Below are 513 nucleotides of genomic sequence, written 5' to 3' on the forward strand. Positions count from 1 at the left end.
ACAAAGATAGCTCTTTTGGTTTGGGAGTTAGGCGGCATGGACTCGGAGTTTTTGAGGCTCGGAGCTGTTGGGGAATTGTTCTTAGATGTCTGTTTCTTAGAGGGTTGTGTGGTTAGAGGGTTGGGGTAATCTGGTATGCGCATCTGCATCGGAGTCTTCTTGTTGAGGGCTCGATGAGGACGCGCTGTGTTATAGAGAGCAATCGTTTGCGAGAGGATCTCCCGAACTTGATCTATGGGCTTATCCTCGAAGTTGTAGAGCCAGTCGTTCTTGATGATTCCGTTAAGTCGCTCAGCCATAGCGTTGTGGAGAGGGTTGCCGGTCTGGGTAACGCTGGTTACGATGCCTAGGCTGGCCTCGTAGTCGGTCATCTGCTTGGAGACGTATTGACAGCCTCGGTCGCTATGGAAGATGAGTCCTTTGAGGTCAAAGCCATGCTTCTGGTAGAAGTCAACGGTCTGTTTTAGTGCGTTGTAGGGGCCCTCTGTGGAGAGCGTGGGCTGCAGGTCAAAG

1 protein-coding gene is annotated in these 513 nt (G+C 51.7%); it reads right to left on the reverse strand.

Annotation, left to right across the window (positions count from 1 at the left end; all coding sequences use genetic code 11):
* A partial coding sequence (locus PORUE0001_RS03675; RefSeq protein WP_007365126.1) for an integrase core domain-containing protein occupies window positions 1-513 on the reverse strand: 513 nt, incomplete at both ends.

This window comes from Porphyromonas uenonis 60-3, assembly GCF_000174775.1.
Taxonomy (GTDB): Bacteria; Bacteroidota; Bacteroidia; order Bacteroidales; family Porphyromonadaceae; genus Porphyromonas; species Porphyromonas uenonis_A.